Annotated in this window: 26 protein-coding genes; 16 read left to right on the top strand and 10 right to left on the bottom strand. The window is 68.6% G+C overall.

The genetic code is table 11. The features are described 5' to 3' along the window. Positions 1–210 precede the first annotated feature (210 nt). On the top strand, positions 211–1,122 hold the full coding sequence (locus FZ938_RS05940) for an NAD(P)/FAD-dependent oxidoreductase (RefSeq protein ID WP_149197712.1): 912 nt from the start codon (positions 211–213) through the stop codon (positions 1,120–1,122). 41 nt (positions 1,123–1,163) lie between these two features. Here FZ938_RS05940 and FZ938_RS05945 read toward each other — a convergent pair whose 3' ends face one another. Beyond that, positions 1,164–1,652 (bottom strand): hypothetical protein, encoded by a 489-nt coding sequence (locus tag FZ938_RS05945; RefSeq protein ID WP_149197713.1) that lies wholly within the window; start codon positions 1,650–1,652, stop codon positions 1,164–1,166. A gap of 286 nt (positions 1,653–1,938) precedes the next feature. On the opposite strand from FZ938_RS05945, the gene FZ938_RS05950 reads away from it, so the two are divergent. The 4 genes from FZ938_RS05950 (at position 1,939) to prfA (ending at position 6,950) form a co-directional block, all read left to right on the top strand. Continuing rightward, the gene (locus FZ938_RS05950; protein ID WP_149197714.1) at positions 1,939–3,129 is read left to right on the top strand and encodes a helix-turn-helix domain-containing protein; all 1,191 of its coding nucleotides are present in this window, start codon (positions 1,939–1,941) and stop codon (positions 3,127–3,129) included. A 222-nt stretch (positions 3,130–3,351) separates the two neighbouring features. Next, positions 3,352–4,521 (top strand): flavodoxin-dependent (E)-4-hydroxy-3-methylbut-2-enyl-diphosphate synthase, encoded by a 1,170-nt coding sequence (gene ispG / locus FZ938_RS05955; protein WP_149197715.1) that lies wholly within the window; start codon positions 3,352–3,354, stop codon positions 4,519–4,521. A 37-nt stretch (positions 4,522–4,558) separates the two neighbouring features. Continuing rightward, positions 4,559–5,890, top strand: coding sequence for a glutamyl-tRNA reductase (gene hemA / locus FZ938_RS05960; RefSeq protein WP_149197716.1), 1,332 nt, complete (start codon positions 4,559–4,561; stop codon positions 5,888–5,890). After that, a complete protein-coding gene (gene prfA / locus FZ938_RS05965) occupies positions 5,865–6,950 on the top strand; it encodes a peptide chain release factor 1 (RefSeq protein WP_149197717.1) in 1,086 nt (361 codons plus the stop codon). Before hemA ends, prfA begins: the two co-directional genes overlap by 26 nt. A gap of 4 nt (positions 6,951–6,954) precedes the next feature. Here prfA and FZ938_RS05970 read toward each other — a convergent pair whose 3' ends face one another. Then, positions 6,955–7,353 (bottom strand): endonuclease domain-containing protein, encoded by a 399-nt coding sequence (locus FZ938_RS05970; RefSeq protein ID WP_149197718.1) that lies wholly within the window; start codon positions 7,351–7,353, stop codon positions 6,955–6,957. 113 nt (positions 7,354–7,466) lie between these two features. Here FZ938_RS05970 and prmC point away from each other — a divergent pair, with 113 nt between their 5' ends. Together prmC and FZ938_RS05980 are read left to right on the top strand one after the other, a co-directional pair. After that, complete coding sequence (gene prmC, locus FZ938_RS05975) at positions 7,467–8,315, top strand: peptide chain release factor N(5)-glutamine methyltransferase (protein ID WP_149197719.1); 849 nt, start codon at positions 7,467–7,469, stop codon at positions 8,313–8,315. 283 nt (positions 8,316–8,598) lie between these two features. Next, on the top strand, positions 8,599–9,036 hold the full coding sequence (locus tag FZ938_RS05980; protein WP_149197720.1) for a DUF4167 domain-containing protein: 438 nt from the start codon (positions 8,599–8,601) through the stop codon (positions 9,034–9,036). Positions 9,037–9,046: 10 nt separating this feature from the next. On the opposite strand, the gene FZ938_RS05985 is transcribed toward FZ938_RS05980, so the two are convergent. Together FZ938_RS05985 and FZ938_RS05990 are read right to left on the bottom strand one after the other, a co-directional pair. Beyond that, positions 9,047–9,811 (bottom strand): MOSC domain-containing protein, encoded by a 765-nt coding sequence (locus FZ938_RS05985; RefSeq protein WP_149197721.1) that lies wholly within the window; start codon positions 9,809–9,811, stop codon positions 9,047–9,049. A 127-nt stretch (positions 9,812–9,938) separates the two neighbouring features. Beyond that, positions 9,939–10,415, bottom strand: a complete 477-nt coding sequence (locus FZ938_RS05990; RefSeq protein WP_246798997.1) for an NUDIX domain-containing protein — start codon at positions 10,413–10,415, stop codon at positions 9,939–9,941. Here FZ938_RS05990 and FZ938_RS31320 point away from each other — a divergent pair. The 3 genes from FZ938_RS31320 (at position 10,414) to FZ938_RS06000 (ending at position 14,959) form a co-directional block, all read left to right on the top strand. Then, on the top strand, positions 10,414–10,536 hold the full coding sequence (locus FZ938_RS31320) for a hypothetical protein (protein WP_281497141.1): 123 nt from the start codon (positions 10,414–10,416) through the stop codon (positions 10,534–10,536). The genes FZ938_RS05990 and FZ938_RS31320 overlap by 2 nt on opposite strands. A 272-nt stretch (positions 10,537–10,808) precedes the next feature. Then, the gene (clpB, locus tag FZ938_RS05995; RefSeq protein ID WP_149197723.1) at positions 10,809–13,412 is read left to right on the top strand and encodes an ATP-dependent chaperone ClpB; all 2,604 of its coding nucleotides are present in this window, start codon (positions 10,809–10,811) and stop codon (positions 13,410–13,412) included. 164 nt (positions 13,413–13,576) lie between these two features. Further along, the gene (locus FZ938_RS06000; RefSeq protein WP_149197724.1) at positions 13,577–14,959 is read left to right on the top strand and encodes an aspartate aminotransferase family protein; all 1,383 of its coding nucleotides are present in this window, start codon (positions 13,577–13,579) and stop codon (positions 14,957–14,959) included. Positions 14,960–15,002: 43 nt separating this feature from the next. Here the strand turns inward: FZ938_RS06000 and FZ938_RS06005 are convergent, their stop codons facing one another. From FZ938_RS06005 to FZ938_RS06015, 3 genes are all read right to left on the bottom strand, one after another. Beyond that, positions 15,003–16,241 (bottom strand): class I SAM-dependent methyltransferase, encoded by a 1,239-nt coding sequence (locus FZ938_RS06005; protein ID WP_149197725.1) that lies wholly within the window; start codon positions 16,239–16,241, stop codon positions 15,003–15,005. Positions 16,242–16,330: 89 nt separating this feature from the next. After that, positions 16,331–17,263 carry an AraC family transcriptional regulator gene (locus FZ938_RS06010; RefSeq protein ID WP_149197726.1) on the bottom strand — a complete coding sequence of 311 codons (933 nt, stop codon included), beginning with the start codon at positions 17,261–17,263 and terminating at the stop codon, positions 16,331–16,333. A gap of 61 nt (positions 17,264–17,324) precedes the next feature. Continuing rightward, positions 17,325–18,458 (bottom strand): asparaginase, encoded by a 1,134-nt coding sequence (locus FZ938_RS06015; RefSeq protein ID WP_149197727.1) that lies wholly within the window; start codon positions 18,456–18,458, stop codon positions 17,325–17,327. 79 nt (positions 18,459–18,537) lie between these two features. Between FZ938_RS06015 and FZ938_RS06020 the strand changes: the two genes are divergently transcribed. Next, complete coding sequence (locus tag FZ938_RS06020) at positions 18,538–19,122, top strand: RNA methyltransferase (protein WP_149197728.1); 585 nt, start codon at positions 18,538–18,540, stop codon at positions 19,120–19,122. A 23-nt stretch (positions 19,123–19,145) separates the two neighbouring features. Here the strand turns inward: FZ938_RS06020 and FZ938_RS06025 are convergent, their stop codons facing one another. Further along, positions 19,146–19,706, bottom strand: coding sequence for a class I SAM-dependent methyltransferase (locus tag FZ938_RS06025; RefSeq protein ID WP_149197729.1), 561 nt, complete (start codon positions 19,704–19,706; stop codon positions 19,146–19,148). A 201-nt stretch (positions 19,707–19,907) separates the two neighbouring features. On the opposite strand from FZ938_RS06025, the gene FZ938_RS06030 reads away from it, so the two are divergent. From FZ938_RS06030 to FZ938_RS06050, 5 genes are all read left to right on the top strand, one after another. After that, the gene (locus FZ938_RS06030; protein WP_149197730.1) at positions 19,908–20,495 is read left to right on the top strand and encodes a DUF1178 family protein; all 588 of its coding nucleotides are present in this window, start codon (positions 19,908–19,910) and stop codon (positions 20,493–20,495) included. Between the two features lie 355 nt (positions 20,496–20,850). Next, complete coding sequence (locus FZ938_RS06035; RefSeq protein ID WP_149197731.1) at positions 20,851–21,153, top strand: DUF485 domain-containing protein; 303 nt, start codon at positions 20,851–20,853, stop codon at positions 21,151–21,153. After that, complete coding sequence (locus FZ938_RS06040) at positions 21,153–22,868, top strand: cation acetate symporter (protein WP_149197732.1); 1,716 nt, start codon at positions 21,153–21,155, stop codon at positions 22,866–22,868. Before FZ938_RS06035 ends, FZ938_RS06040 begins: the two co-directional genes overlap by 1 nt. A gap of 267 nt (positions 22,869–23,135) precedes the next feature. Then, a complete protein-coding gene (locus tag FZ938_RS06045) occupies positions 23,136–25,019 on the top strand; it encodes a DUF294 nucleotidyltransferase-like domain-containing protein (protein ID WP_149197733.1) in 1,884 nt (627 codons plus the stop codon). Positions 25,020–25,029: 10 nt separating this feature from the next. Next, the gene (locus FZ938_RS06050; protein WP_149197734.1) at positions 25,030–25,509 is read left to right on the top strand and encodes a 3'-5' exonuclease family protein; all 480 of its coding nucleotides are present in this window, start codon (positions 25,030–25,032) and stop codon (positions 25,507–25,509) included. A 19-nt stretch (positions 25,510–25,528) separates the two neighbouring features. Here FZ938_RS06050 and FZ938_RS06055 read toward each other — a convergent pair whose 3' ends face one another. Together FZ938_RS06055 and grxC are read right to left on the bottom strand one after the other, a co-directional pair. Beyond that, the gene (locus FZ938_RS06055) at positions 25,529–26,377 is read right to left on the bottom strand and encodes a carbon-nitrogen hydrolase family protein (protein WP_149197735.1); all 849 of its coding nucleotides are present in this window, start codon (positions 26,375–26,377) and stop codon (positions 25,529–25,531) included. After that, positions 26,374–26,637, bottom strand: a complete 264-nt coding sequence (grxC, locus tag FZ938_RS06060) for a glutaredoxin 3 (protein ID WP_149197736.1) — start codon at positions 26,635–26,637, stop codon at positions 26,374–26,376. The genes FZ938_RS06055 and grxC overlap by 4 nt, the downstream gene beginning before the upstream one ends. Positions 26,638–26,738 lie beyond the last annotated feature (101 nt).

Below are 26,738 nucleotides of genomic sequence, written 5' to 3' on the forward strand. Positions count from 1 at the left end.
GCAGCCCGGTAGCTCGTCAGGCTCATAACCTGAAGGCCGCAGGTTCAAATCCTGCCCCCGCAACCAAATCAGAAAAAAAGCCCGCCTCCATCCGGAGCGCGGGCTTTTTGCTGTCCGCATTTTTCTGGCCGGGGGGCGTGATGTCCGGCTGCTCCGCTTGTCTAGGAACACGGGTGCCACTTGCCGGCCCTGTCCAGGACAAGGACCGTGATGCCGTCGATGCTCGATTGCCTGATCGTCGGCGGTGGTCCCGCCGGGCTGACCGCCGCCATCTATCTCGCGCGCTATCGCCGAAACGCCCTGGTCGTGGACGAGGCGAAAAGTCGCTGCGCCTGGATTCCGAACTCTCACAATCTCGCCGGGTTCACCGGTGGCATCCGCGGCACCGACCTGTTGGCCCGCATCCGCGCCCAGGCCGAAAACTACGGTGCCTGCATCGAGGCGGGGTCGGTTGCGACGCTGAAGCGGCTACCGGGCGGTCGCGGCTTTCGTGCTGGCTTGGGCGATGGCCGGGAGATCGATGCCGCTTCCGTGCTGCTCGCCACCGGCGTGATCGATGGCCAGCCGCGGATGTCCTATCTCTATGAGGCGATGCAGCGCGGCCTGATCCGCGTCTGTCCGATCTGCGATGGGTATGAAGTGATCGACCGGCGCATCGCCGTTCTGGGGCACGGCGCTCAAGCGGTCGGCGAAGCCCGTTTCATCCGCACCTACAGCCCCTATGTCACCCTGCTGACGCTGGGCGAGCCGATGGTCCTGCCGATGGAGGAACGGGGCGAACTAGATGCCGCCGGCATCGCGGTGATCGAAGAGCCGGTCACCGCCGTCGCCGCCGGGGAGGACATGAGCACCCGCCTGACCCTGGAGAACGGCCACATCCTCGACTTCGACACGCTCTATTCCGCCCTCGGCATCACCGCGCGCTCGGGCTTGGCGGAGAGGCTCGGTGCCGCCATGAATGAGGACGGCCGCCTCGTCGTCGACCGGCACCAGTGCAGTTCCATTCCTGGCTTTTATGCCGCCGGCGATGTCGTTTCAACGCTGAACCAGATCGCCGTAGCGATGGGGGAGGCCGCCATGGCCGCCACCGCCATCCACAACGTTCTGCGGAATCGGGACTGAATGGCCGGCCGGGTCGGGCGGACGCCGACCTGACTCGGCGGTCAATGAACCTCCCGTTCGACGCGGGTCAGCAGGTCGGTGAAGAAGGTCAGCTCCTCCGGCGTCAGACCCAGCTTGGCATGGCGGGGAAGGAACTGGGCAACCGGCCGGCCGCTTTCCCGCCCTTGCAGCACGCCGTCGCGGACCACCAGCGACTCCCGGACCAGATCGGCCGCGGACTCGTGGCAGCGCCCGCACCGCTCCTGAAAGCGCGGTGCCGTGCTGGCTTGGGCGAGCAGCATCTCGTACATCGGCTGAACGAGGTTTTCCGGCAGATGGTGGTTGCGCAGGAAGACCAGCAGATCGTCCTTGTGATGGACGCCCTGGAGCTTTCCATCGGTCACGGTCAGCGACCGTCGGGCGAAGGGGCCGGCATGGCGGTGGCAGTCCCCGCAGGTCTGCTCCCAGAACCGGTGAAGATCGGTCGCGTTGCCAGACGATGCCGGCAAAAGACCTGCGAGCAGGAATGCCGCCGCGATTGCTCGTTTCATCTTGCGCCTCCCGGTGGAGTTGCAGGCTTGAAGGCAGCGACGTCCGGGCGGGCGCACCCGATCCATCGCCGACATCAGCCAAGGCTGACATCATTCCGGCCGGGTGGCGACCTGCGCCGATGGGACTGCGCCGTTTGTCACGACCCGCACCCCAGGCCCTGCGGTCATTGCGGTTGCGCCATGGGGGCGGCATGTCGTACCCATTTCGCCAGTTGCATCCACACGGATGCCCCCGCTTTGCATGCTTTTTGGGTGTGCGGGCAAGTTGCGAGCAGATGGCGAGCCCATGGCCAAGCGCAAGGTTTTCGACGATTTCGATCCGGCTCCGTCCGGTCCCTCCGTCTCCGAGACTCTGCGCGCGACGCGCATGGCGCACGGTTACGACCTGCGCGACGTCGCGACGATGCTGCGCATCCGCTATCCTTACCTGCTGGCGATTGAGGAAGGTCGGTACCAGGAACTGCCGGGCAGCACCTATGCCATCGGCTTCCTGCGCTCCTACGCCGAATGCCTGGGGCTGGACCCGGACATGGTCGTCACCCGCTACAAGGAGGAGGCGGCCGGCACCGTCCGCCGGCAGGAACTGTATCTGCCGACACCGGCGGCCGAAGGGCGCGCCTCCGGCGGAACTCTGCTGCTCGGCACGCTGGTGCTGGCCGGCATCGTCTATGGCGGCTGGTACTATCTGTCGGCCACCGACCGGTCGGTGGCCGATCTCGTGCCGGTCTTGCCGGACCGCTTGGTCTCGCTGCTGGACGGCGTGCCGGCCAAGCCGGCGGAGCAGGCCCCGGACCAGTCCGCCACCGCGCCGGGTCAGCCGGCAGCCGATCCCGCGGCGCCTACGCCGGTCATCGCATCCGCTCCGTCTTCGTCGACACCGGTCCCTCCCGCTGCGGTTCCGCCGTCCGCCGGCACCGCTCCGGTCGCGCCGTCCTCCACCGCTTCCCCAACCGCCGGCAATCCGCAGGTCGTCGCGTCGGCGCCGCCCGCGGCACTGCCGCCGGGGCAGCCTGCCGCGAAATCTCCGGCCGCGTCCGCGCCCGCTGCGGCAGCCGCGGGGCAGGGCATCGTCAATGTGCCGGCCCCGCCGGCGGAGGACGACGACGAGGCCTCGCCGCAGGACCCGACGCCGCTGAACGCCGCGACGGCGCCTCCGGCCGCGCCCGCCGCCCCGACGGCGACGGTGCCGGCCAACGGCAAGGTCTACGGCACGCTGAACACCAATGCGAAGCTGATCCTGAAGGCGACGCAGGAGAGCTGGCTGCAGGTGCGAGACGGCGGCGATATCGTCTTCACCCGCGTTCTGAAGCCGGGCGACACCTTCCGCGTTCCCGACAAGCCCAACGTGAAGATCCGCACCGGCAACGCCGGCGGGCTGGTGGTGATGGCCGACGGCGGCGAAAGCCCGCCGCTGGGGTCCGTCGGGCAGGTTCTGCGCGACGTCACCATCGACGCCCACGGGGTGGTGCGGCGCTGACGTACCATTCGGGGCGACGGTTTGGGGGCACCAGCCATGCATCGGTGGCGCCCCACCACCGTCCTCCCTTAAATCCGGGGCCTTAAATCCGGGGCCTTAAATCCGGGGCCTTGAAGCCCGGCCCTTGAATCCCGGGCGCCGGAGCGCACTTCTGGCCTGACGCCGGCTGCGCTAGGATGCGGCATCCGGTATTGCATTTCGCTGTCCAGAGGCTGACCTGAGATGACCGTGCGCGCCTACCGCCAGATCCTTCGCCGCAAATCGCGCCAGATTCGCGTCGGCAACGTGTTGGTCGGCGGCGACGCGCCGATCTCGGTCCAGACCATGACCAACACGCCGACCACCGACGTGAAGGCGACGGTGGAGCAGATCCAGGCGGCCGAGCGGGTGGGGGCGGACATCGTCCGCGTCTCCTGCCCCGACCGCGAGTCGGCGCTGGCCCTGAAGGACATCGTGCGGCAGGTGAAGGTGCCGATCGTCGCCGACATCCATTTCCACTACAAGCGCGCCATCGAGGCGGCGGAGAGCGGCGCCGCCTGCCTGCGCATCAACCCCGGCAACATCGGCTCGGCCGAGCGGGTGCGCGAGGTGGTGAAGGCGGCCAAGGATCATGGCTGTTCGATGCGCATCGGGGTCAATGCCGGATCGCTGGAGCAGGACCTGCTGGAGAAATACGGCGAGCCCTGCCCGGAAGCGATGGTCGAGAGCGCGCTGAACCACGCGAAGATCCTGGAAGACAACGATTTCCGCGAGTTCAAGATCTCGGTGAAGGCGTCGGACGCCTTCCTCGCCGTCGCCGCCTATCAGGGGCTGGCGGATGCCTGCGACTACCCGCTGCACATCGGCATCACCGAGGCGGGCGGCCTGCGCGCCGGGACGGTGAAGTCGTCCATCGGGCTGGGCATGCTGCTGTGGTCGGGCATCGGCGATACGCTGCGCGTCTCGCTGTCGGCCGATCCGGCGGAAGAGGTTCTGGTCGGTTACGACATCCTCAAGTCGCTGGGCCTGCGCCGCCGCGGCGTCACCGTGATCTCCTGCCCCAGCTGCGCCCGGCAGAACTTCAACGTCATCAAGACGGTGGAGTTGCTGGAGCAGAAGCTGGCCCACATCACCACGCCGCTGACCCTGTCGGTAATCGGCTGCGTCGTGAACGGCCCGGGCGAGGCACGGGAGACCGACATCGGCCTGACCGGCGGCGGCAACAACACCCATCAGGTCTATCTGTCCGGCGTCACCGACCACCGGCTGAAGGATCAGGACATCGTCCAGCATCTGGTCGGGCTGGTCGAGAAGAAGGCGGCGGAGATCGAGGCGGCGAAGGCCGCGGCGGAAGCCGCCGAAGCCGAAACCGCCCGAGAAACCAAGCGAGACGTGGCCCCCGCCGCGGAGTAAGCTGCCCGGAATTCGGGCAGGGACAGCGACCCTAGGCGTGACCACCACCTCCTACCTCGTCATCGGCGCCAGCCACCGGACCTGTTCCGGCGTCGTCCGCGACCGCCTGTCCACCGACGAGGCGGAAGTGGCGGGCATGCTGGATCGGCTGCGCGCCGCGGGGGTGGGACAGGCGGTGTGGCTCAGCACCTGCGACCGGGTGGAGGTGCAGGCGGTCCACGAGCGCCCGAACGAGGCGGCGCTGGCGATTGCCGAGGCGATGGCCGACCGTGCCGGGCTGCCCACCGCCGACCTGGCGCCGCAGCTCTACACCCGCACCGGCATCGACGCGGTGCGCCACCTGTTCGCGGTGGCCTGCTCGCTCGACAGCCAGATCGTCGGAGAGCCGCATATCCTGGGCCAGTTGAAGGCCGCCCACCGCAGCGCCGCCGGCGCCGGCATGACCGGGCCGGAGTTGGAGGCGGTGCTGCAGGCCGCCTATGCCGCCGCCAAACGGGTGCGCAGCGAGACGCCGATCGCGGAGGGGGCCACCTCGCTGGCCGCCGCCGCCATCCAGGTGGCGCGCGACCTGCACGGCGACATCAGGCGTTGCGGTGCCCTGCTGGTCGGCTTGGGCGACATGGGCGCCCTGGTGTTGGAGGGGCTGCGCGAGGCCGGGATGCCGCGGCTGACCGTCGCAGCGCCGGTGGACCGGCGGGCGGAAGCGGCGGCGCGGCGGCTCGACGGGCACTTCGCCCCCTGGGCCGATCTGGAGGCGGCGATGACCGGCGCCGATATCCTGGTGACCGCGGCCGGTCTTGGGCGCTATATCCTGACCGCCCCGATGATGGAGGCGGTGTTGAAGCGCCGCCGCCGCCGGCCGGTCTTCGTGGTCGATGCCGCCATTCCGGCCGACGTCGATCCGGCTGTGGCGGGTATGGACGGCGCCTTCGTCTATGATCTGGCCGATCTGGAGCGGGTGGCGCTGCAGGGCCGGGTCGGGCGCGAGGCGGCGACCCAGGCGGCCTGGATGATCGTGGACGAGGCGGTGGCCGCTTTCGCCCGCGACCGTGCGGAACGTGCCGCGGTGCCTGCCGTGGCAGCGCTCCGCACGCATTTCGAGGCGGAGCGGCGGCGCCTGCTGGCCGGGCATGCCGATCTGGACGCGGCGTCGGCGACGCGGCTGCTGGTCAACCGGCTGCTGCACGCCCCGTCGGAGGCGCTGCGGGCTCTGGCCGCCGACGGCAGCGGCGAGGGGCTGGCCGAACGGGCCGCGGCCGAGCGGCTGATGTTCCGCCTGTTTGGGCTGGACAGGCTGACCGGGGCGGCACTGGAAGAGACTGAACGGGATAAGGACGAGCGACGTGAGCCTGGACGAGAAGTTCGATAAGGTGATGGCCCGGTACGACGAGCTGCGCGACACGCTTGCGGCCGGCCTGACCGAGTCCGGCGACTTCGCCCGGCTGTCCAAGGAATACGCCGACCTCACCCCGATCGCCGAGGCCATCGCGGAGCTGAAGAAGGGCCGTGCCGAGGCCGCCGATCTGGCGGAGATGATATCGGCGATGATGGGAGATGCCTCCGCGGACCCCGAGATGAAGGCGATGGCGGAGGAGGAATTCCACGTCCTGACCAAGCGCATCCCGGAACTGGAGCGCAAGGTGCAGATCTCGCTTCTGCCGAAGGACGAGGCGGACGAGAAGAACGCCATCCTGGAGGTGCGCGCCGGCACCGGCGGCGACGAGGCCGCCCTGTTCGCCGCCGAGCTGTTCGAGATGTACCGCCGCTATGCCGGCCTGCGTGGCTGGCGCTTCGAGGCGATGGACGTCAGCGAGACCGGCATCGGCGGCTACAAGGAGGCCACCGCCAACATCACCGGCCGCGGCGTGTTCGCCCGGTTGAAGTTCGAGTCCGGCGTCCACCGCGTCCAGCGCGTGCCGGCGACCGAGGCGCAGGGCCGCATCCACACCTCCGCCGCCACCGTCGCCGTGCTTCCCGAGGCGGAGGAGGTCGACATCCACATCGACGAGAAGGATCTGCGGATCGACGTCTTCCGCTCCTCCGGTCCCGGCGGCCAGTCGGTCAACACCACCGACAGCGCCGTGCGCATCACCCACCTGCCGACCGGGCTGGTGGTGAGCCAGCAGGACGAGAAGTCGCAGCACAAGAACAAGGCCAAGGCGCTGAAGGTGCTGCGCTCCCGGCTGTACGACATGGAACGCGCCGCCAAGGACGCCGTCCGCGCCGCCGACCGCAAGAACCAGGTCGGCAGCGGCGACCGCTCGGAACGCATCCGCACCTACAATTTCCCGCAAGGCCGGGTGACCGACCATCGCATCAACCTGACGCTCTACAAGATCGACAAGGTGATGGCCGGCGAAGCGCTGGACGAACTGGTCGACGCGCTGATCGCCGAGGACGAGGCGGCACGTCTGGCGGAGTTGGGGTGAGCCTTCACACGCCGACGCCCCAATCTCCCTCTCCCGCCGAAGGCGGGGGAGGGTCGGGGAGGGGGCCGAGCACCTCCCAGATCATGCGCGCCACTCCCTCGGGATTGCTGAGCACATCGGTGTTCCAGAAGCGCATCACCCGCCAGCCAGCATTCTTCATTCGCCGGTCGCGCGCGGCATCGTAGGACGACCCGTTATGCTGTCCGCCATCGACTTCGACCACGAGCTTCGCTTCAATGCAGGCGAAGTCGGCGATATAGGGCGGGATCGGGTGTTGGCGTCGGAAGTACCATCCGCGGATTTGGCGGCGGCGCAGCAGACTCCAAAGCTTGCGCTCGGCGTCGGTGGGAATGCGGCGCATGCCGCGTGCCTGGGTGAGCGCGGATTTCTTGGCGCGTGGCATGTGGTGTCGGCGTATGCCCCCTCCCTAACCCTCCCCCGCTTCGCGGGAGAGGAAACTTGGGGCGAGTTTGAGTACGTATGTGTGGTTGAGGAAGGTGTAGAAAGGTCGCATCCATGAACCTCAGCACCCTGCGCGCCCAGGCCGAGGCGCGGCTGCGCGAGGCCGGCGTCGATACGCCGGACCTCGACGCCCGCTACCTGCTCGAACATGCGCTGACGCTTATCCGCACCGACTTCGTTACGAAGGCGGAACAGACGATCCCCGACGCCGATGCCGCCCGCGCCCTGGCGCTGGTCGAGCGCCGCGCCGCGCGGGAGCCGGTGGGGCGCATCCTGGGGCACCGGGAGTTCTGGACCATTGACCTCGCCCTCAACCCCGACACGCTGGAACCCAGGCCGGACACCGAGACCGTGGTGGAGGCGGTGCTCGCCGCCATCCCCGACCGAAGGGCCAATCTAAAGCTCATCGATTTCGGAACCGGAACGGGTTGCATCCTGCTGGCGCTGCTGTCGGAACTGCCGAACGCCACCGGCCTCGGCGTCGATCTCAGCCCGCTGGCGGTGGAGGCGGCGGCCGGGAACGCCGAGCGCAACGGGCTGGCGGCGCGCGCCCGGTTCCAGACCGGCGATTGGGCCAAGGGGATCGAGGATCGTTTCGACATCGTGGTGTCCAACCCGCCCTACATCCCCAGCGCCGATATCGCCACGCTGGAGCCGGAGGTGCGGGAACACGATCCGCTCCGTGCGCTGGACGGCGGCCCAGACGGGTTGGAGCCCTACCGCATCCTCGCCGCCGAACTGCCGCGCCTGCTGGTGCCGGGAGGGCTGGCCGCCTTCGAGGTCGGGCAGGGCCAGGCGGAGGACGTGGCGGCGCTGGTCGAGGCGCAGGGGCTCGGGGAGACCGCGATCCTGTGTGACCTTGGTGGGGTAAAGCGTTGCGTCAGGGCACGAAAGGGGCCGTGAGTCGGCCGCTTATCCAAAAAAACGGTTGGATCGGCAGGCTTTGGCGGGTAGTGTGCGGTACACGACCGCGAACCTACGGCCTGCGGAGCAAGAATCTCGGATGGTTTTCTGCCGAGCGCTGACCGCCATGGCCTGCCGCACGCGATGCGGACGCGTCGTTTGAACCCCGTGAGCGACCCATGGAAATCGTCCATGGCGGGCTCGGTGGCCGGGCCGGAAGGCCGGATGGCCGCCGGAGCGTTCCGGGGACTGCACTTCTCTTGCATGGGGCCTTAAGAGCCGAATGAGACAGGGACCGAACTCCAGGCGTTCGCGTGGTCGTGGCAACAGCGGCGGCGGGGGCAGCGGCGGCGGTGGTGGCGGGGGCGGCGGTGCCGGCCGGCGCCAGAACGTTCCGCTGCGTCATCAGACCTTCGACAGCAACGGCCCCGACGTCCGCATCCGCGGCAATGCGTGGCAGGTGCAGGAAAAATATCAGGCGCTGGCCCGCGACGCGATGTCGTCCGGCGACCGCGTGCAGGCGGAAAACTACCTGCAGCATGCGGAGCACTATCTCCGCATCATCAATCAGATCCAGGAATCGGAAAACCGCCAGCGCGGCGGCCAGCCCGGCAACGGGCATGGTCATCAGTCGCAGAGCGCCTCGCATGCCGGCGATGACGACGACCAGGGCGGCGAGGACGAGACCGACGGCGAGGAACGGGCGGCCGTCAACGCCTGAGGCCTGTGGTTTATTCGAGCGGAGTGACCGGATCGCCCAGCGCGATCCGGCCGCCGCCGATCACCCGGGTGCGCAGCAGGATCTGGCTGTGGCCATAGCCGCGTTCCAGGATGTTCGGCAGGCTGAGGTCGGCGATGCCGCTGTCCGGGTTCACGTCGTTGCCGGGCGTGCAGTCCAGCGCCTCCACCACCTCCAGCGTCGCGGCACCCACGGTCAGAGTCCGGCCGATCCAGCCGCGTTCCGCCCAGGGATCGATGCCGTCCACCAGCAGGTTGGCCCGCATGCGCCGGGGATCGACCGGCTGCTTGGCGATCCGCTCTTCCAGATCGCGCAGGCTGGCGAGGTTCAGCAGCGTGACAGACGGTTCCTCGCTGTTGCCGAAGGCGCCGTGCTGCGCCTCGATCAGACGGGGCATGCCGGGGACGATGCCGGCCAGATAGGCGGCGAAGAACTGTTCCAGCAGCGTGCGGCCCATCGGCTGGTCCAGCCGGCCGCGCGAAACCTGCCGTCCGCCGCGGCGGATGATCAGCGCCCGCGTCGCCTCGTCGAACTCGGTCTGCAGCGCCGCCAGCTTTTCGGTGCGGTCCAGCGTGAAGAAGTCCGACGGCAGGCGCCAGCCCTCGGTCTCGGTATCCAGCGCCGCCGGGCCGTGCAGCAGGCCGTAACGGCGGTCGAGCGGGATCGCCTGGCCGGCGGTCAGGTCGGTGGCGGGAAGGTCCTGGCCGCTCATGCCCTTGACGGGATAGCGGCGGATGGCGGTCAGTGTGGCGTCCATTGCACTGCACAATGAAAGGGCTGGAGCGTCCCTGTCAACCGATGCGGTGCCTGTTTCTCACGCTGCGGCTGGGGTATGGCAGGCCGGATCGCCCAAACTGCCCGCTCCACCCCCTAATCTGGTGCCTTTACCAGCGTTCGGCGACCGGGCGACGCCCGAGAAATTCCTCCAGCCGCCGGCCGGTGGCCGGCGACAACCCAGCCGGCAGCCGGTCGAGCGGGAAGAACCGGGTCTCGACGATCTCGACCCCGTCCGCCTTGGGGCTGCCGCTCCAGCCGTGCACGACATAGACCGCCACATGGTCGCTCGCGCCGTTGCGGAAGCGGGCGTAGATTCCGAAAGGCTGAGCGGGGCGGTCGGCGATCAACCCGACCTCTTCCCGCACCTCGCGCCGCATGGCGTCGACCAGCGTCTCCCCGCGGCCGACGCCGCCGCCCGGCAGGTGCCAGCCATCGACGTAGCTGTGGCGGATCAGCAGAACACAGGGTGCGGCCGGGTCCGAGTCGTCGATGATGATCGCCCGCACCCCCATGGTCAGCGGCCGGGCGATCCGGTGCCAGACCCCGCGCAGCGTCCAGGCGAGGCGGAGCAGGCGGGCCGTCATGGTCCGTGGCATGGCGTGGTGGGCGGGAACCGGCGACGGTTTCGTGGTGGGGGCGGCGGTGCGCGTGCTGGTGCTGGAGGCGGCCAAGTCGGTCATGATGGAAATCCGGAAGGACCCGTGAACGGCGGGCGGGCGGAAGTCTAGCCGGGCCGGGCGCGTGCCGTGTAGGGGGGCAATCGGCGGGGCGGGAGCTACCCCTTTTCCCCGGTCCTAGGCGGTCCGGCGGAGAGGGCCGTGGCAGCGTTTCTCCAGCGATAACCTTTCTGTGCCGATGGTCTTGCATGGCCCTTTGCCCTGCCTACATCTTCGGCAGCATCCTTGCGGATCGCACAGTTGCGTGGATCGAGTCGACCGGGCTGCCTCGCGGACGGTCGACAGGAGAAGGGGATCATCATGGATTTCGAGCAATACACCGAGCGCAGCCGCGGGTTCATTCAGGCTGCGCAGACCCTGGCCGTGCGCCGCGGGCATCAGCGCCTGACCCCGGAACATCTGCTGAAGACCCTGCTGGACGACAAGGAAGGCCTTGCCGCCAACCTGATCCGTGCGGCGGGCGGCGACCCCAAGGCGGCCCTGTCGGCGGTCGACGCCGAACTGGACAAGCTGCCGAAGGTGGAGGGCAGCGGCGCCGGTCAGCTATATCTGACGCCCGAACTCTCCCGCGTCTTCGAACAGGCGGAGAAGGTCGCCGAGAAGGCCGGCGACAGCTTCGTCACCGCCGAACGCATCCTGCTGGCGCTGGCCATGGCCGACGGCACCCCGTCCGGCAAGGCGTTGAAGTCCGCCGGCGTGACGCCGCAGGCGCTGAACACCGCCATCAACGACATCCGCAAGGGCCGCACCGCCGACAGCGCCAGCGCCGAGCAGGGCTATGACGCGCTGAAGAAGTACGCCCGCGACCTGACCGCCGCGGCGCGCGACGGCAAGCTCGACCCCGTGATCGGCCGCGACGAGGAAATCCGCCGCACCATCCAGGTCCTGGCGCGCCGCACCAAGAACAACCCCGTGCTGATCGGCGAGCCCGGCGTCGGCAAGACCGCCATCGTCGAGGGGCTGGCCCAGCGCATCGTCAAGGGCGACGTGCCGGAAGGCCTGAAGAACAAGCAGCTGCTGTCGCTCGACCTCGGCGCTCTGGTGGCCGGCGCCAAGTACCGCGGCGAGTTCGAGGAGCGGCTGAAGGCCGTGCTGTCGGAAATCCAGGCGGCGGCCGGCGAGATCGTCGTCTTCATCGACGAACTGCACACGCTGGTCGGCGCCGGCAAGTCCGATGGCGCGATGGACGCCTCCAACATGCTGAAGCCGGCGCTGGCTAGAGGCGAGCTGCACTGCGTCGGCGCCACCACGCTGGACGAGTTCCGCAAATACATCGAGAAGGACGCGGCGCTGGCCCGGCGCTTCCAGCCGGTCTTCGTGTCGGAGCCGACGGTGGAGGACACCATCTCCATCCTGCGCGGCCTGAAGGAGCGCTATGAGGTCCACCATGGCGTGCGCATCACCGACAGCGCCATCGTCTCGGCGGCGACCCTGTCCAACCGATACATCACCGACCGCTTCCTGCCCGACAAGGCGATCGACCTGATCGACGAGGCGGCGAGCCGCCTGCGCATGGCGGTGGACAGCAAGCCTGAGGCCATCGACGAGCTGGACCGCCGCATCATCCAGCTGAAGATCGAGCGCGAAGCGCTGAAGCGCGAGCAGGATGCCGCGTCGCGCGACCGGCTGACCAACCTGGAGCGCGAGCTGTCCGACCTGGAGCAGGAATCGGCCGAGCTGACCGCCAAGTGGCAGGCCGAGAAGGACCAGCTCCAGGGCGCGCAGAAGATCAAGGAGGATCTGGAGAAGGCCCGCACCGAACTGGAGACTTCGCAGCGTGACGGCAACTGGGGCCGTGCGGGCGAACTGGCCTATGGCGTCATTCCGGGCCTGGAGAAGGCCTTGAAGGATGCCGAGGAGCATGCCAGCAGCCGCATGCTGAACGAGGAGGTCCGCGACAGCGACATCGCCGCGGTGGTCAGCCGCTGGACCGGCGTGCCGGTCGACAAGATGCTGGCCGGCGAGCGCGAGAAGCTGCTGGCGATGGAAGAGAAGCTGCGCGGCCGGGTCATCGGCCAGGACGAGGCCATCGTCGCCGTGTCCAACGCCGTGCGCCGGGCACGGGCCGGGTTGCAGGACCCGAACCGTCCGATCGGCTCCTTCCTGTTCCTCGGTCCGACCGGCGTCGGCAAGACCGAGCTGACCAAGGCGCTGGCCGAGTTCCTGTTCGACGACGAGACGGCGATGGTCCGGCTCGACATGTCGGAATACATGGAAAAGCACTCCGTCGCCCGCATGATCGGCGCGCCTCCGGGCTATGTCGGCTATGAGGAAGGAGGGGCGCTGACCGAGGCGGTGCGCCGCCGGCCCTATCAGGTCGTGCTGTTCGACGAGGTGGAGAAGGCCCACCCCGACGTCTTCAACGTGCTGCTGCAGGTGCTGGACGATGGCAGGCTGACCGACGGGCAGGGCCGCACGGTCGATTTCCGCAACGTCGTCATCATCATGACCTCCAACCTCGGCTCGCAGGCGCTGGCCGAGCAGCCGGAGGGCGAGGACAGCAGCGCGGTCCGTGATGAGGTGATGGAAGCCGTCCGCGCCCATTTCCGGCCGGAGTTCCTGAACCGCCTGGACGAGATCCTGCTGTTCCACCGGCTCGACCGCCGGCATATGGGCGGCATCGTCAAAATCCAGCTCGGCCGCCTGACCAAGATGCTCGCCGACCGCGAGATCACGCTGACGGTGGACGAGGCCGCGACCGAATGGCTGGCCGAGGCCGGCTACGATCCGGTGTACGGCGCCCGTCCGCTGAAGCGGGTCATCCAGCGCGAACTGCAGAACCCGATGGCGACCCTGATCCTGGAAGGCCGCATCAAGGACGGCCAGACGGTGGCGGTCGGGGCGGAAGGCGGCTCCCTGACCATCGACGGCCAGCCGGTGAGCGGGCTGGTCCGCAAGGGCTGACGTCTGTGCCGGCCGCATTGCACCGATGACTGCGATGCGGCTTTGTCGGGTGGCTGAACTGTGCGTATGATCGGCGGAACTGTTTAACATATCGAACAGTTTCCGCCGATCCTTCGCGGACGGCGGGCAGTGCCCCCGAACGCCCGAACAGGAAGCCCAGTTCCATGACCGCTCCCGTCAGCACCGCCGGCAATTCCGCCGCCAGCCGCGACAAGGCCTTCGTCCTCCATCCCTACACCAACCTGGATGTCCACGAGACGCAGGGGCCGATGATCATCGAGCGCGGCGAAGGCATCCGCGTCTTCGACGACGGCGGCCGGGATTACATCGAGGGAATGGCCAGCCTGTGGTGCGTCTCGCTCGGCTGGGGGGAGGAGCGGCTGGTCCAGGCGGCGACCAAGCAGATGCGGCAGCTGTCGACCTATCACATCTTCGGCCACAAGTCGCACGAACCGGGCATCGATCTGGCGGAAAAGCTGATCGGGCTGGCGCCGGTGCCGATGTCCAAGGTCTTCTTCGCCAATTCAGGCTCGGAAGCCAACGACACCGCGATCAAGCTGATCTGGTACTACAACAACGCGCTCGGCCGGCCGGAGAAGAAGAAGATCCTCTCGCGCCAGCGCGCCTATCACGGCGTGACGGTGGCGACCGCCAGCCTGACCGGGCTGCCCAACAACCACCGCGACTTCGACCTGCCGATCGCCCGCATCATCCATGGCGATTGCCCGCACCATTACCGCAACGCGCTTGAGGGCGAGAGCGAGGAGGCCTTCGCCACCCGCCTCGCCGAACAGCTGGAGGCGCTGATCCTGGCCGAGGGGCCGGACACCATCGCCGCCATGTTCGCCGAGCCGGTGATGGGCGCCGGCGGTGTCGTGGTGCCGCCCGCGACCTATTTCGCCAAGATCCAGCCGGTGTTGAAGAAATACGACATCCTGCTGGTCGCCGACGAGGTGATCTGCGGCTTCGGCCGCACCGGCAATTTCTGGGGCAGCCAGACCATGGGCATGCAGCCGGACATCCTGACCTGCGCCAAGCAGCTGTCGTCCGGCTATCTGCCGATCTCCGCCGTCATGGTCACGGACGCGATCTATCGCGCCTGCGTCGAGGAGAGCCGGAAGATCGGCACCTTCGGCCACGGCTACACCTACTCCGCCCATCCGGTGGCGGCGGCGGTGGCGCTGGAGACGCTGAACATCTACGAGGAACGCGACATCGTCGGCCATGTCCGCTCGGTCGCCCCGGCCTTCCAGTCGCGGCTGAAGGCGCTGGCCGGGCATCCGCTGGTCGGCGAGGCCCGCGGCATCGGCCTGATCGGCGCGCTGGAACTGGTGGCCGACAAGGCGACCAAGGCCCCGTTCGACCCGCCCGGCCGCGCCGGCGCGCTGGTCAATGGTCTGGCCCAGGACAACGGTCTGATCGTCCGCGCCATGGGCGATTCCATCGCGCTCTGCCCGCCGCTGGTGATCTCCGAGGCGGAGATCCACGAGACCTTCGACCGCCTGACCAAGGCGCTCGACGGCGCGGTGCCGGTTCTGCGGGGGTAAGGGCGGGGGTAAGCATCTGCGGAGGGGGTTGGGACGTCGCGCCCTATCCCCGCCGCAGATGCATCTTGCCCAGGCCGCCCAGCGCGTCGAACAGCTGGCGGAACTGGACCAGGAACTGGTCCCAGGTGACCTTCGTGGTCGGTTCGATGGCGGCGTGCAGGGCGCCCAGGCTGGTCTTGCCGTCGATCCGCGACAGGATCGGGCCGGCCAGCCGGGGCAGGGGCAGCGCCACCACGCTGCCCATCAGGTCGAACTCCAGGCTGCCGCCCGGCGGCACCGCCTTCGCAACGGTCTTGCCGTCGATGTCGCGCAGGACCGGCACCACGTCGGGCTCGTTCGGCTGGATGCGGGCGCCGTCGAGATCGGCGGGGCGCAGCAGATAGGCGATGTGCTTGGTGAAGGCGCCGGTGATGCGCTCGGTCCAGGCGGCGCGCTCCAGCATGTTCAACCCCGCCAGCCGCTTCAGGATGCGGGCGTCCTTGACCCACAGCGACGGCTCGTAGCGCAGCGGGTCGATCAGCGTCGCGATGGCGAGGCCGGCGCTGTCGGCCAGTTCCGCCAACTGCGGCACGCTGTAGGGGCGGTCGCAGCTGTGCAGCAGCAGGTCGTAGAGGTTGGCGTCGGCCAGCCGGTGGTCGCTGATGTGCGGATTGTTCAACAGCCAGTTGGTCGGCGGCAGCGCCTGGATCAGCCGGCGGGCCAGCGCCACTTTCTCGGCCGGCGGCAACCCGTCGGTCATGCCGCGCAGCGCCTCCTGCATCGGATAGACGCCGGTGCGGCCATAGGGGGCGTAGACCATGACGCCGATGCCGCCGCCGGGTGCCAGCGCGCCGGCCAGCGAGCGCAGGCCGGCCGACGGGTCGTCCAGATGGTGCAGCACGCCGCAGCAGTCGATGTAGTCGAATGGTCCGGCGTCCGACACGATCCCGTCGAGTTCAAGCAGGGAGCCACGGCGGAAGTCGATGTTGGTCAGGCCGCGCGCCTTGGCCCGCGCCTCGGCGACGGCGCGGCTGGCGTCGGACAGGTCGATGTAGGTGATACGGCCGGGATTGCCGGCGTCGGCCATCTGCTGCGCCAGCATGACGGTGCCGTCCCCCGTGCCGCCGCCGGCCACCAGCACGCGCAGCGGCTTGCCATGGTCGATCCGGCCGCCGAAGACATGCTGGACCAGTTCGTCCAGATGGCTGGGCGAGCCGGTGACCAGCCGTTCGGCCTCGTCGGCCGGGTTGCGCGCCGGGTAGGGGTAGGCTTCGTACTGGGCGCGCAGGTCGTCGATGCTCATGGGGGACTGCTCATAAGGGACGGGCGCGGCGACCATAGCACCGTGCCTGCCCAATCGCAGCCGTTCGGTGGCGGAGGACTCGGCCGATCTCAGTCCGCCAGCGGAACGCAGATCTCGGTCAGCCACTCGGCCGGCGGCAAGGCGCGGGGGTTGTTGAGATATTCCTCGTAGCAGGGGGTGTTGCCGGGTGTATGGCCGCTGTTGGGCAGCCACTCGCCGTAGAGCCAGCGATAGACCGCGCCCAGTTCGGCATAGGGGCCCCGATGCCGCACCACCGCATGACGCCCGCCGGGGATGTCCACCACGCGGATCGCCCCGTCCTCCACGACACCCAGGTTCAGCATCAGCCCGGCGAAGGAGCGCAGTTCCTCCGGCTTCACCGATTCGGGGTCGTCGTAATAGATGGCGAAGCTGCGGGTGCCCGGACCGGCCAGCCCCTGCTTGGATGCCCAGGCAAAGAGCCGGTCGAAGCTGACGCCTATGGTCATGTAGGGGCCGGTGTGCGGCAGCCCGACGATGCGATAGGCGGGAAGATCGCGGATTTCGACCTCGTGCATGCTGTCCTCCATTCGATGGGTGGCCAATCGATGGCCGGCTGGGACTGGAGGATTGATCCGACCGCGCTTGCGGTAGGCGGCCGGCGTCACGCCATAGCTTTGCCCGAAGGCGCGGGTGAAGGCCTCGACGCTGCCATAACCCGCCCGCCGGGCGATGGTCGGCATGGCGATGCTGTCGCGCACCAGATCTCCCGCCGCCCGGTGCAGGCGCAGCCGGCGCAGGGTTTCCGCCGCCGTCTCGCCGGTGATCGCCCGGTAGACGCGGTGGAAGTGATAGGGCGAGAAGCAGGCGACCTCCGCCAGCCGGTCGAGGTCGAGCGGTTCGTCCAGATGGATGGCGATAAAGGCCACCACCCGTTCGATCCGGTCGCCGTAATCGAGCCGCGTACCGGGCTTTGCCGCAACCGCGGAACACGGCACGGGCCAAGCTGCCATTGCGTCGGCGGAGATGCTGTCGTTGGTCATGGCGTGACGTCCTCCAGTCCCGCCGATGCTAGCCGGCAACCGCTTGATCGCGCTTGCGGAGTTAAGCCGCCGGCCAGCCCGTCGCCGCGCGCACTTCGCCCACCCGCGCGCCGGCGCGGTTCAGCAGCGGCGCGGTCAGCAGGTCCGGCACGCGCGCCCATTGGGCGTCGGTCAGCGCCCGGGTCGAGCGGACCAGGGCCGCCAGCGCCACCTCGCGGGCGCGGGCGGCGCCGTCCTCGATCTTCAGCGCGATGCCGATGCCTTGCTCCGGGATCACGGCACAGCCAACCCCCTCGGCCCCGCCCTTGATCAGAACGGCGCCGCCGGCCGCCTCCATCAGTGCGGTGTCGAAGCTGCCGGTACCGCCGATCAGGAAGGGGTGCTTGCCCCAGGCGGCGGCGATGCGGGTGACCGCCTCGGCCCGCGCGTCCGGCAGGTCGACCGGGTCCGCGATGCGGGCCATGGCATAGGCGATGGCGCCCAGCGGCATGCCGATGGTGGGGATGGAACAGCCATCGACGCCCCAGGGCGCGCCGAACAGGTCCTGGCCGGTCATCTGCTCCATCACGCCAAGGATGCGCTGCTGTACCGGGTGTTCATAGCGGACGTAGCCCTTCAGCCGCTCGCCCTTGTGCTTGGCGGTGGTCAGGAAACCGCTGTGCTTGCCGGAGCAGTTGTTGTGGAAGGCGGTCGGCGCCTCGCCGCGGCGGACCAGATCCTCGGCGGTGGCGGGATCGTAGGGGATCTGCGCGCCGCATTCGTAATCGTCCAGCGTCAGCCCGACCCGTTCGGCCCAGGAGCGCGCCAGTTCGGTATGCCGGGCCTCGCCATTGTGGGAGGAGCAGGCGAGCGCCAGTTCCTCGTCCCCCAGTCCGAAGGCGTCGAGCGCGCCGCTTTCCACCAGCGGGATCGCCTGAAGCGACTTGATGGCGGAGCGCGGGTAGACGGGGGCGTCGATGTCGCCCCAGCGCGCCAGCACATGGCCGCCGGCATCGACGATGCAGGCGCGGGCGCGGTGGACCGACTCCACCAGGCTGCCGCGCGTCACCTCGACGACGATCGGGCTTTCCGCCGGGCCGGAGAGGTCGGCGCGGCCTTCCGACGGCTGATGATGCGCATGGCCGTGGTTGTGATCGCCGCCGCAGCAGGAGGAGGAATGGCCGTGGGGGTGTTTGGGGGTATGGTCTTGGCTCATGCCGGCAAGCTTGCCTCGGGCGGGCAGCGGCGGCAAGCTCCCGCCCGGTCATATCCTTACCTGGAGCAGCGGGTTCTTCATGCGTGGCTATTTCGGAATTGGGGTGGAGCGGATCAGCAAGCCGGGCAATGTCGGCAACCTGATGCGCACCGCCCATGCCTTCGGCGCCTCCTTCTTCTTCGCCATCGATCCGGAACCGGATCTGCGGGAAACGAAGCTGGTCGACACCTCGGGCGCCACGCTGCACCTGCCGCTCTATATCCACGAGCGGGTCGCCGACTTCACCCTGCCCAGGGACTGCATGCTGGTCGGGGTGGAACTGACCGACGACGCGGTGGAACTGCCGAGCTTCCGCCACCCGTCGCGCGCCGCCTATGTGCTGGGGCCGGAGCGCGACAGCCTGTCTCCCGCCCTGCTGGCGCGCTGCGACCATGTGGTGAAGATCCCGATGTCCTTCTGCATCAATGTCGGCGTTGCCGGGGCGCTGGTGATGTATGACCGCATGATCTCGCTCGGCCGCTTCGCCGAGCGCCCGGTCCGCCCCGGTGGCCCGCTGGAGGCGCCGGCCCAGCACCGGCACGGCCGCCAGATCATGCGCAACGCCGACCGCCGCCGCCGCATCCGTGGAGAGCAAAAGCCGGTTGCGGACGACAGCGACGAGTAAGGGCGGCGACGAGTGAAGACGGCTCAGAGCGGCAGCGGATCGTCCCCGGCGACGGCGCAGATCCGCTGCACCACCGCGGGCTTGGGTGCCGACACCTCGCCCTGTTCGAAGGCCACCACCTGAAGCCTGCCGCGCACGGCCTCCAGCAACTCGCCCCGGCGCAGCAGGAAGTCTGGGGAGGAGGGGCGGCCGAAGCGGGCGTTTCCGTCGGCGAAGGTCTCGTAGATCAGAACGCCGCCCGGCTCCAGCGCCGCCAGTAGGGCGGGGAGGAGCGGGCGGTGCAGGTAGTTGGTGACGACGATCCCGGCGAAGCGGGCGTCGGCGGGCAGGGGGCCGATGCGGCCTGCCGGATCGCCGGTTTCCAAATCGGCCTGGATCAGGGTGACGCCGGCGGTGCCCTCCAGGTCGGCGACGCCGCCGAGGTCGCGGTCCAGCCCGACCACCGGATGGCCGTGCCGGTGGAACAGCCGCAGATGCCGCCCGCCGCCGCAGGCGAGGTCGAGCACCGGGCCGTCCGCGCGCACCAGCGGAGCGAATCGCTCCACCCAGGCGGAGGGCGGCGACTGCGGATGCGGTGTCGGCATGGAGGATTTTCCTTTTCCAGACTTCTTTTCGACGGCCGCGGGAACGATATCACAGGAGGTACGCGCGACCGGCCCGTCCGATGTTTGACGGCGCGGCCCGGCCGTGCTGAATTAGGGCGCTTCCCGAGTCGCGCCGCAACCCGGATCGGCGTGCCCGGGCCTGATTTTCCTGCTGCGGGTTAGTTTGGGGCTTGTGGGGATATGATCCTCTTCGCGTTGAGATGCTCGGCAGACCACCAGTTCGAGGCGTGGTTCCGCAACGGTGCCGCCTATGACGAACAGGCGGCGGCGCACCAGATCGCCTGCCCGATCTGCGGCGACACCGTCGTCGGCAAGGCGCCGATGGCTCCGCGCATCGCCAAGGGCGTCGCCAGGGCCGCCGACCGCGCCCGCGAACAGGCCGAAGCGGTGGCGGCGAATGCCCCGCCGTCCGCTGTCCCGGCTGCCCCGTCCAATGCCGCGCCCGCGGCCCTTCCCGCGCCGATCCCCGCACCCGTCCCTCTGCCGAACGCCGCCGACGTCGTCGCCGCCCTGCCGCCCAGCCTGAACGATGCCCAGCGCGAGGCGGTGGCGGAGGTGATGAGGCAGCTGACCGAGGTGCGGCGCAGCGTGGAAAAGAACTGCGACTATGTCGGCGACCGCTTCGCCGAGGAGGCGCGGCGCATCCATTACGGCGAGACCGACCCCCGCGGCATCTATGGCGAGGCGTCGGACGACGAGGTCGCCGAACTGCACGAGGAGGGTGTGACATTTCACCGCATTCCGTGGATCCCACGGAGCGACTCCTGAGGAGTCCGGGGCCGTGCAGGATGCGGCGACGCCACTGATTCCGAACGAAACCATTTGAAAAACTGACTGTTTGAAAGGCGCGCCCGGTAACGGGGGCGCCTTTCTCGTATGCAGCCGCTGCGCTGCCGGGGCCTGTGTTTCCCGGCGATCGTCCCTGACCGGCGCGCCGCCCCATCGACCAAGGTAGGGGGTGCGCCAAACAATGATCTGTATCAAACAATTGGGCAGGTCAAGGGCGTACGAATTACGGGAAGAAACCCGGACGCGACCGCCCGGACGGCAAATGCCGGAATGTTCCGCAGACGGTGTCTGAAGGACAGCCGGGCAATCGCCGGCACTCGATGAGGGGACGCACATGAATCAAAACGCACAACGGATTGTGAACAATCCGAAGTTCCAGGAGCTGGTGGCGAAACGGTCCGCCTTCGCCTGGACTTTGTCGATTGCCATGCTGGTCATTTATTTCGGTTTCATCCTGCTGGTGGCGTTCGGGAAGTCGTTCCTGGGCACGCCGATCGGCTCCGGCGTCACGACCTGGGGCATTCCCGTCGGTGTCTTCACCATCGTGTCCGCCTTCATCCTGACCGGCATCTACGTCTACCGGGCGAACGGCGAATTCGACGAGCTGAACCGCCAGATCCTGGAGGAATCGAAGTGATGCGCGCCGCCACCACCCGTCTTACCGCTGCCGCCGCCGCTGCGGCTGGTGTGCTGGTTCCCGCCTACGGCTATGCCGACGCCATCGGCGGCGCCGTGCAGAAGCAGGCGACGAACTGGTCCGCCATCGTCATGTTCCTGATTTTCGTGCTGCTCACGCTGGGCATCACCTTCTGGGCCGCCCGCCGTACCAAGTCGGCCAAGGACTTCTACGCCGCCGGCGGCGGCATCACCGGCTTCCAGAACGGCCTCGCCATCGCCGGCGACTACATGTCGGCCGCGTCCTTCCTCGGCATTGCCGGTCTGGTCTACGCGTCGGGCTTCGACGGGCTGATCTATTCGGTGGGTTGGCTGGTCGGCTGGCCGATCGTACTGTTCCTGATCGCTGAACGGCTGCGCAACCTCGGCAAATACACCTTCGCCGACGTCGCCTCCTACCGCTTCCAGCAGACGCCGATCCGCACCCTGTCGGCCTGCGGCTCGCTGGCGACCGTCACCTTCTACCTGATTGCCCAGATGGTGGGCGCCGGCAAGCTGATCCAGCTGCTGTTCGGCCTCGACTATCTGGTCGCCGTCATCATCGTCGGCGTGCTGATGATCGGCTACGTCACCTTCGGCGGCATGCTGGCGACCACCTGGGTGCAGATCATCAAGGCGGTGATGCTGCTGTCCGGCGCCTCCTTCATGGCCTTCATGATCCTGGCCAAGTTCGGCTTCAGCCCCGAGGCGATGTTCAAGGCCGCCGTCGAACTCCACCCGAAGGGTCTGGCGATCATGTCGCCGGGCGCGCTCGTCACCGATCCGGTCTCGGCGATCTCGCTGGGCATGGCGTTGATGTTCGGCACCGCCGGCCTGCCGCACATCCTGATGCGCTTCTTCACCGTCGCCGACGCCAAGGAAGCCCGCAAGTCGGTCTTCTACGCCACCGGCTTCATCGGCTACTTCTACATCCTGACCTTCATCATCGGCTTCGGCGCCATCCTGATGATCCTGGCCCCCGACGCCACCGGCGCCTATCCCTTCCTGACGGCGGCCCCGGCGGCCGGCGCCAAGGCGGTGATCGCCAACGTCATCGGCGGCACCAACATGGCGGCCATCCACACCGCCCATGCGGTCGGCGGCGACCTGTTCTACGGCTTCATCTCGGCGGTCGCCTTCGCCACCATCCTGGCGGTGGTCGCCGGTCTGACGCTGGCCGGCGCCTCGGCGGTCTCCCATGACCTCTACGCCTCGGTCTTCGCCAAGGGCCGCGCCAACGAGGCCGACGAAATCCGCGTGTCGAAGATCACCACCGTCGCCATCGGCATCCTGTCGATCGTGCTGGGCATCGCCTTCGAAAACCAGAACGTCGCCTTCATGGTCGGTCTGGCCTTCGTCATCGCCGCCTCGGCCAACTTCCCGATCCTGCTGATGTCGATGTTCTGGGGCAAGATGACCACCCGCGGTGCGGTTCTGGGCGGTGGCCTGGGCCTGATCTCGGCGATCGTCCTGCTGGTGCTGGGCCCGACCGTGTGGAAGGCCGTGCTGGGCAACCCGGCCGCCATCTTCCCGTACGACAACCCTGGCCTCTTCTCCATCACGCTGTCCTTCGTCGGTATCTGGTTCTTCTCGATCACCGACAACAGCGCGCAGGCCCAGAAGGAGCGCAAGGACTTCGAAGCCCAGTACATCCGGTCGCAGACCGGCCTGGGTGCCGAGGGTGCCTCCGCCCACTAACAAGACGGCCCACCAACAAGACCGCTCATCAAACAAGAGCGAAGGAAGGGATCGCGTCTCGCACCGCATCCCTTCCCCCCTCGGGCAAGCCTGAACCCGGGGGACCAAGACCGGGCGGTGACCGAACCACGCCGCCAAATGTCGCACCCGCTTCCGGCCTCGTGCCCGGCGGGTGTATCCTGAAAAGCGCCTCCGGACCCGATCCGGGGGCGCTTTTTTCATGATCAGCCATCTCCCGACCCTGCCATCTCCCGACGGAGTCCGCCCGTGCAGCATGCGATGCCGACCGCTTCTCCGGACTTCGATTTCGGGCGTCCGCCCTTCGACCTGCTGACGGAGGGGCAGCGCGCGGCGCTGGCCGGCGCGCTCGACATCGCGCTCTATCCGCGCGACACCGTCATTCTCAGCCGGGAGGAGCCGGCCGACGCGCTGTATGTCGTGTTGCGCGGCACCGTGCAGGAACGCCGCGGCGGCGAGGTGGCGGCGGTCCATGGTCCGGGCGACCGGTTCGGCCTGCAGGCGCTGTATGCCACCGCGGGCGGCGGAGCCGGCATCACCGGCGCCCGCCGCTTCGTCGCGGCGGAGGAGTGTGCCTGCCACCTGATCCCGCGCGCGGCGCTGGAGGCGCTGGCCGCCGAGAACCCGGCGTTCGGCGCCGCCATTCTCGGCGATTTCGCGCAGCGCATGCGCGATCTGGCCGCCTTGCGCTCCAACCGCGAGATGGCGGCGCTGACCATGGCGCGCATCCGGCAGGCCTATCTTCACCCGCCGCTGTTCGTCGACGCCGCCGCCAGCCTGCGCGACGCGGCCGAGGCGATGAGGCAGAACCGCGCCAGCAGCGTCCTGGTGCGCGGCGCGGATGGGGCCATGGGCGGCACCACCGGCATCCTGACCGGCACCGACCTGCGCGATCTGGTGGTGCTGGACGGCCGGCCGGTGACCGACCCGGTCGGGCCGCTCGCCCGCTACGGTCTGCTGACGCTGGACCGCGACGATCTGCTGTTCAACGCGCTGGTGCTGATGACCAAGCATGCGGTGCGCCGCATCGTGGTGACGGAGAATGGCGCCATCGTCGGGCTGTTGGGGCAAAGCGACCTGCTGGCGGTGCTGTCCAACCATTCCCAGGTCATCGGCTTGCAGGTGGAGCATGCCACCGATCCCGCCGACCTGCGCCGGGCCAGCCGCTCCATCGTCGAGCTGATCCGCACCCTGCACGCCACCGGCGTGAAGGTCGCCTTCATCGCCGATCTGGTGACCGAACTGAACCGCCGCATCTTCCGCAAGCTGTTCGAACTGCTGGCCCCGCCGGAGCTTCTGGCCAACAGCTGCCTGATCGTGATGGGCAGCGAGGGGCGCGGCGAACAGCTGCTGAAGACCGACCAGGACAACGGCCTGATCCTGCGCGACGGCTTCGACTGCCCCGATCTGCCGCGGATCGCCGCCGACTTCACCCGCCATCTGGTCGAGTTCGGCTATCCGCCCTGTCCCGGCAACATCATGGTCTCCAACCCGGAGTGGACCCGGCCGCTCGCCGGCTACAAGGACGCGCTGTTCAACTGGGTCCACCGCCCTGACGAGGCGGCGCAGATGAACCTCGCCATCTTCTACGACGCCGCTCCGGTGGCCGGCGACGCCACCCTGCTGGCCGAGGCGAAGGACTATCTGCTGAGCCGCCTGCAGGACAACCAGATGTTCTTCACCCAATTCGCCCGGCCGACCCTGTCCTTCGACACGCCGAGCGGCCTGTTCGCATCCTTGTTCGAACGGCGCCGGGCGGAGCCGGTCGACATCAAGAAGGCCGGCATCTTCCCCATCGTCCATGGCGTGCGCGCGCTGGCGCTGGAAAAGCACCGGGCGGAGACCAACACGGTGGAGCGCATCCAGGTGCTGGCCGAACTGGGGGCGCTGGACCGCAAGATGGCCGCCGATCTGGTGGAGGCCTTCACAATCCTGTCGACCATCCGCCTGAAGGCGCGCGTCGATCTGCCGGAAGAAAATGAAGGAGGGGAGGAGGGGGCGGAACTGGCGATCGACAACCTCGTCCACCCCGACCGGCTGGGCAAGTTGGACCGCGACCAGTTCAAGGACTGCCTGGCGCTGGTGAAAAGCTTCAAGGAGCTGATCGCCCACCATTTCCGCCTGAATCATTGAGGCGGCGACGATGGGATATCCCGATCACGGCGACACCGACCGCAGGGAACGCGTGGCGATCCATTGCGAGGCGACCAGCTTCGATCCGGAGGCCGCAACGCCTCTGGCCTTCGCCGCCATCCGCATCCGCGGCCCCCGCATCCTGACCGGAAGCGCGCTGCTGCTCCATCCCGGCAGCGACACCGGCCTTGCGGAGGCCGGCGACCTGCTGCACGCCTTCATCGGCGACCGTCCGCTGGTGGGTTATTATCTCGACTTCTCCGTCGCCATGGCGGAGCGCCTGACCGGGCGGCCGCTGTCGGACGAGCGGACGGAGGTGTCCAGCCTTTATTACGCCCGAAAGATCCGCAGCATGTCCAAACAGGCGGTCGATCTGCGGCTGGACAGCATGATCCGCGACCTCGACCTGCCGGTCCGGCCCGACGACGCCTTCGGCATCGCGCTGACCGCCGCCATGGCGTGGCTTCGGCTGACGCAGGACGGGCGCTGAGGGGCCGGAGACTGGGAAATCAGTACCCGATGCGCTCCACCGCAACGTCGCGATCGTGGGTCAGCGACGGGACCATGCCACGGGCCTCCGCCACGCGGTCGAGGTCGAGGTCGGCGGTGATGAAGCCGACATCGGTGCCGGCGTCGGCCAGCACCTCGCCCCAGGGGGCGATCAGCAGGGAATGGCCGTAGGTCTGGCGGCCCTGGTCGTGGCTGCCGGTCTGGGCCGGGGCGACGACGAAGCAGCCGGTCTCGATGGCGCGGGCGCGCAGCAGCGTGTGCCAGTGGGCGCGGCCGGTCGGCACGGTGAAGGCGGCCGGCACCGTCAGGATCGACGCCCCCGCCTGGGCCAGCGCCCGGTACAGATAGGCGAAGCGCACGTCGTAGCAGACGGTCATGCCGATGCCGCCCCACGGGCTGGCCGCCACCACCGCCCGCCCGCCCGGCTGGAAGGTGGCCGACTCGCGGTAGGATTCGCCGTCCTTCAGCGTGACGTCGAACATGTGGATCTTGTCGTAGGAGGCGACGACCCCGCCATTCGCGTCGAACAGATAGCTGCGGTTGGCGGCGCGCCCGTCGTCGAGCAGGACATGCAGGGTGCCGCCGAGAATCCAGGCTCCGGTCTCCCGCGCCAGATCGGCGAAGAAGGGGATGCCGGGATGCTCCGACTCGGTGCGGACGCGCTCCATGGTCTTGGCGCGGCCCTGGACGATCCAGCCGACATTCTCCGGCAGGGCGATGAAATCCGCCCCGGCGTCGCGAGCGCGGCGGACGAGGTCGCCCGCCGCCCGCAGGTTCGGCTCAAGCTCCGTGCCCGCATTCACCTGGACGCAGGCAGCCTTGAGAATGCCAGTCGCGCCGCCGCTCATGCGGCGATGCCGAGCAGGGGGTCGAGCTTGCCGGCGCGGTCCAGCGCGTGGATATCGTCGCTGCCGCCATACGGCTTCCCGTCGATGAAGATCTGCGGGACGGTGGTCCGGCCCTCCGACCGCTCGATCATCTCGCTGCGGCGGCCCGGATGGGCGTAGAGGTCGATTTCCTCGTATTTCACGCCCTTGCCGTCGAGCAGGCTCTTGGCCCGCATGCAGTAGGGACAGAAGGGCGTGGTGTAGATGACGACGTCGGCCATGCCACTGGGCTCCTGTTGCAGGTGTAGAAATTATAGGATCAACCTGCGGGAGGCGCCAGACGTTGCAACCCGCGCCGAACGCCGGTCAGCGTCGCCGGGCA

The organism is Azospirillum oryzae, from assembly GCF_008364795.1.
Classification (GTDB): domain Bacteria; phylum Pseudomonadota; class Alphaproteobacteria; order Azospirillales; family Azospirillaceae; genus Azospirillum; species Azospirillum oryzae.